Origin of the sequence: Streptomyces sp. C (genome assembly GCF_000158895.1) — a bacterium.
In the GTDB taxonomy this organism is placed as follows: Bacteria; Actinomycetota; Actinomycetes; order Streptomycetales; family Streptomycetaceae; genus Streptomyces; species Streptomyces racemochromogenes.
In genome coordinates, this window is sequence record NZ_GG657751.1 from 396718 (window position 1) to 401498 (window position 4781).

The window sequence follows — 4781 nt, forward strand, 5'->3', positions numbered from 1 at the left end:
CCGAGCGCGGTGACCGGGGTTCCCCGGCGCCGCAGCAGGGAGGTGAGATCGCGCCCCAGCATGCCGGACGCACCGGTGACGAGCCACCGCGGACGGGGGTACGGGGGCATGGTGTCGGTCTCCGAGGGGTGCGTACCGGGCGTCGGGAAGGGCGGAGCGGTCCGTCCGGGGCGGTCCGGCCGGGAACGGCCGGACACCTAGGACGGCGAGCGGGCCGGGAGCAGCGGCTCCCACCAGGATCGGTGGTCCCGGTACCAGGCGACCGTGGCGGCCAGTCCGGAGGCCAGGGGGGTGGCCGGCCGGAAGCCCAGTTCCCGCTGCACCCGGGTGGAGTCGACGGAGTAGCGCCGGTCGTGCCCCTTGCGGTCCTCGACGTGCTCCACCCGGCTCCAGTCGGCCCCGCACGCATCCAGCAGCAGCCCGACCAGCTCCCGGTTGCTCAGGGTGGTGCCGCCGCCGATGTTGTAGACGCGGCCGGCCCGGCCCCGGGTGCGCACCGCCTCGATCCCCCGCACGTGGTCGTCGACGTGCAGCCATTCGCGCACGTGCAGCCCGTCCCCGTAGAGGGGCGCCCGGTGCCCGTCCATCAGCAGGGTGACGAACCGGGGGACGAGCTTCTCGGGGAACTGGTGGGGACCGTAGTTGTTGGAGCAGCGGGTCACCCGCACGTCCAGGCCGTGGCTGACGTGGTGGGCCAGGGCCAGCAGGTCGGCGGAGGCCTTGGACGCGGAGTAGGGGCTGTTGGGGCGCAGCGGTTCGTCCTCGGTCCACGAGCCGTGCTCGACGGAGCCGTAGACCTCGTCCGTGGACACCTGGACGAAGGGCGCCGCCCCGTGCCGCAGCGCCGCGTCCAGCAGGACCTGGGTGCCGTGCACATTGGTCCGCACGAAGGCGGAGGCGTCCAGCAGCGAGCGGTCGACGTGGGACTCGGCGGCGAAGTGCACGACCTGGTCCTGACCCGCCATCACCCGGTCGACCAGGTCCGCGTCGCAGATGTCGCCGTGCACGAACCGGTGGCGGGGGTGGTCGCGCACGGCGGCCAGGTTGGCCGGGTTGCCCGCGTAGGTCAGGGCGTCCAGCACGGTCACCACCACGTCGGGGGGCCCGTCGGGCCCGAGCAGGGTGCGGACGTAGTGGGAGCCGATGAAGCCGGCCCCTCCGGTGACGAGCAGGTGTGTGGTCATGGCAACGGGCTCCGCTTTCCGGGTCGGACGTTCGGCACGAGGGGAGGGCGCGTCACGAGGAGATCTGGGCCCTGCTGTGGTCGCCCAGCACGAGCCGGTGGGCGTGCGGCACCGGCGGCGCGGACGTCACCCGCACGTGCCGGCCGATGAGGGACGCCTCGATGCGCCGCACGCCGGAGATCGAGGCGCCGCGCAGCACGATGGAGAACTCCACCTCGCTGTCCTCGAGCACGCAGTCCTCGGCGATGGAGGTGAAGGGTCCCACGTAGGACCCGCTGACGACCGTGCCCGCGCCGATCACCGCGGGGCCGACCACCCGGGAGTTGCGCACCTCGGCACCCCCCTCGACCTGGACGCGGCCGATGAGGTCGCTGTGCTCGTCCACCAGCCCGTCGCAGCGCGCCTCGGTCTCCTCCAGGACGAGCCGGTTCACCTCCAGCATGTCGGCGACGTTGCCGGTGTCCTTCCAGTAGCCCGTGATCTGCGTGCAGCGCACGTCCCGGCCGGCCTCGATCAGCCACTGCACCGCGTCGGTGATCTCCAGCTCCCCGCGCCAGGAAGGCTTGATGGCCCGCACGGCCTCGTGGATGGCGGGGGAGAAGAGGTACACCCCGACCAGCGCGAGGTCGCTCTTGGGGCGGACCGGCTTCTCCTCCAGCCCGCGCACCCGCCCCGAGGCGTCCAGCTCGGCGACCCCGAAGGAGCTGGGGTCGGACACGTGGGTGAGCAGCAGGTGCGCGTCCGGCCGGACGGCCCGGAAGTCCCGGATCGGGCCCTCGATGCCCCCCACCACGAAGTTGTCGCCGAGGTACATGACGAAGTCGTCCGCGCCCAGGTATTCACGGGCCACCAGTACGGCGTGCGCGAGTCCCAGCGGTTTCGGCTGCGGGATGTACGTCACGTCGAGACCGAATTTCGAGCCGTCTCCCACGGCGTCGGTTATTTCACCGAAGGTGTCGCCGACGACGATGCCGACATCGGTGATCCCGGCCGCGGCGATGGCCTCGAGTCCGTAGAAAAGTACCGGCTTGTTGGCGACGGGCACCAATTGTTTCGCGGAGGTGTGCGTGATGGGCCTGAGGCGGGTGCCGGATCCGCCGGCCAGTACGAGCGCTTTCATTGTCGTTCTCCCTGCGTGGTCGTGGAGGCACGGGTTCGGGGATCTGCCGGGGGAGAGGTCCGTTACCGGACGGCGGCGAGAAACGTTCGGTGATCTGGCGCGTTCTTGTCGTCCTGTCATTCGTTGGCGTCAAAAATGCGCTCTTCGGATACGTGATCGGTTGTCCGGAATGGCTGAAAAGCGAGGTGATAGGTGCACGGTGCCGTTGAGGCTTACCGGTCCGGCGCGGCCTGCACCCCCTGGCGCGGCCCGTACCTCCCGGTGCGGCCCGTGAGGAAGGGGTGTGGAGCCCGGCGCCCTGCCCGTGCAGGGGCAGCGAATATCGGCCATTTGGTAAAGCTTTTGTCAAGCGATCATAGGTGCTAAGCATATACCGGGTGAAAGATCGAAGGCGCTGACCGTGCCGCCGTGAATACCTTGGCGACCGAAGGATAGGTAATGGATCCTGTTTTAGGTAACAATCCTGTTCAAACCCGCGATCAGCCTGGTGGATACGCGGGCGTGTCCGACGAGCACAGCATGCGACTATCTGACGTTGTCATGGTGCCCATTGATTCCCTGCGGGTTTCCGACTCGCCGCGGAGTGCCGGTGAGGACGCCGAACACATTCGTACCCTCGCGGAATCCGGAGTGGAACTTCCGCCCATCGTGGTGATGTCCTCGACGAAACGCGTCATCGACGGCATGCACCGGCTCCGGGCGGCCGAACTGCGCGGCGCCGCCGAGATCGCGGTCCGGTACTTCGACGGGGAGGAGAAAGAGGCGTTCGTCCTCGCCGTCACCTGCAACATCGCCCACGGGCTGCCGCTCTCCCTCGACGACCGCAAGGCCGCCGCGACCCGCATCCTGCGCACCCACCCCCTGTGGTCCGACCGGGTCATCGGACGGGCGACCGGCCTCTCCGCCAAGACCGTGGGGACCCTGAGGTCCTGTTCGACCGGGGGGGTTCCTCAGTCGAACGTCCGGATCGGCCGCGACGGACGGTCCCGGCCGCTGGACCCCACGGAAGGGCGACGGCTGGCGGGCCGGCTGATCCAGGAGAACCCGTCCGCGCCGCTGCGCCAGATAGCGGCCAAGGCCGGAGTGTCCCTGGGCACCGCCTCCGACGTCCGCAAACGCCTCCGGCGCGGCGAGAGTCCGCTGCCCGGACGCGACCGCCGACGGGAGGACGCGGCGGACGCCGACCCGTCACCGGCCCGGATCGACCGGACCGAGAAGAACCGGCCGTCACGGGCCCTGCTGCTGAGCCATCTCAGCCGTGATCCCTCCGTACGGCTGACGGAGGACGGCCGGGTGCTGCTGCGCTGGCTCAACGTGGTGACCGTGAGCAGCCAGGACTGGGCCCGGCTGCTCGGCAACGTGCCGCCGCACCGCGTCACGGTCATCGCCGAACTCGCCCGCGGCTGCGCCGACACGTGGCGGCAGGTGGCCGAACACCTGGAGAAGGTCGCGGTGGACCTGACCAACGTCCGCACCACGGACGACGAAACGCTCGGCCCGGCGCACCGGGCCCGACTGCGGTCGGGTGCCTGAGCAGGTACCGCCCGACCCCTCCCGCACGGCCGCCCCCCGAAGGAAACCCCCCATGACATCGCCGGAAGACATCGACGTCCCCGACGCCCTGATCACCTCGTACACGAAGAACGGCGGTGAGGCGGAACGGGCCTGGATCGCCGCCCTGCCCGCACTGGTCGCGGAACTCCTCGACCGCTGGCGACTGGAACGGGACGGAGGCACCGGCTCCGGCGAGGCCTCGCTGGTGGTGCCGGTGCGGCGCGAGGACGGCGGCAGGGCCGCGCTGAAGCTCCAGATGCCCCGCGAGGAGACGACCGCCGCGCTGATCGGCCTGCGGGCCTGGAACGGCGACGGCATCGTGCGGCTGCTCGATCACGACCCGGAGAGCAGCGCCATGCTGCTGGAGCGCCTGGACGCATCGCGCACCCTCGCGTCCGTCGTCGACGACGACACGGCCATGGGCACCCTGGCCGGCCTGATGGCCCGGCTGCACGCCGTCCCGGCGCCCGCGGACCTGCGCCGTCTCGACGACATCGCACGCGACATGCTGGCGGCAGTGCCGCAGGCCGTCGCCTCGCTGTCGGACCCGGAAGACCAGAGGCGGCTGCACACCTGGGCGTCGGCCGTCGCCGAGCTCGTGGACGAGCCCGGCGACCGGCTCCTGCACTGGGACCTGCACTACGAGAACGTGCTGGCCGCCGAGCGCGAACCATGGCTCGCCATCGACCCCGAACCCCTGGTCGGCGACCCGGGCTTCGACCTGTGGCCGGCCCTGGACACCGGCTGGGAGAAGCTCCAGGCCACCGGGGACGCCCCGCGGGTGGTGCGGCGCCGCTTCGACCTGCTGACCGAGGCACTGGAACTGGACCGCGAACGCGCGGCCGGCTGGACCCTGGGCCGGCTCCTGCAGAACACGCTGTGGGACGTGGAGGACGGGCGGACCGCCATCGACCCCTCCCAGA

Annotated in this window: 4 protein-coding genes; 2 read left to right on the forward strand and 2 right to left on the reverse strand. The window is 70.9% G+C overall.

The window, feature by feature from the left end:
- Positions 1–197 precede the first annotated feature (197 nt).
- Together rfbB and SSNG_RS35135 are read right to left on the reverse strand one after the other, a co-directional pair.
- Entirely contained in the window at positions 198–1184 is a 987-nt protein-coding gene (gene rfbB, locus SSNG_RS35130) for a dTDP-glucose 4,6-dehydratase (RefSeq protein WP_007268735.1), read from the reverse strand.
- A 52-nt stretch (positions 1185–1236) separates the two neighbouring features.
- Complete coding sequence (locus SSNG_RS35135; protein ID WP_007268736.1) at positions 1237–2304, reverse strand: glucose-1-phosphate thymidylyltransferase; 1068 nt, start codon at positions 2302–2304, stop codon at positions 1237–1239.
- 540 nt (positions 2305–2844) lie between these two features.
- Between SSNG_RS35135 and SSNG_RS35140 the strand changes: the two genes are divergently transcribed.
- Entirely contained in the window at positions 2845–3837 is a 993-nt protein-coding gene (locus SSNG_RS35140; RefSeq protein ID WP_241695314.1) for a ParB N-terminal domain-containing protein, read from the forward strand.
- Positions 3838–3889: 52 nt separating this feature from the next.
- Positions 3890–4781 (forward strand): aminoglycoside phosphotransferase family protein (locus tag SSNG_RS35145; protein WP_042804662.1); only part of this gene is annotated, 892 nt, incomplete at its 3' end.

Coding starts and splice junctions, on each gene's coding strand:
- rfbB (WP_007268735.1), bottom strand. CDS start 1,184: ATGACCACACACCTGCTCGTCACCGGAGGGGCCGGCTTCATCGGCTCC.
- SSNG_RS35140 (WP_241695314.1), top strand. CDS start 2,845: ATGGTGCCCATTGATTCCCTGCGGGTTTCCGACTCGCCGCGGAGTGCC.
- SSNG_RS35135 (WP_007268736.1), bottom strand. CDS start 2,304: ATGAAAGCGCTCGTACTGGCCGGCGGATCCGGCACCCGCCTCAGGCCC.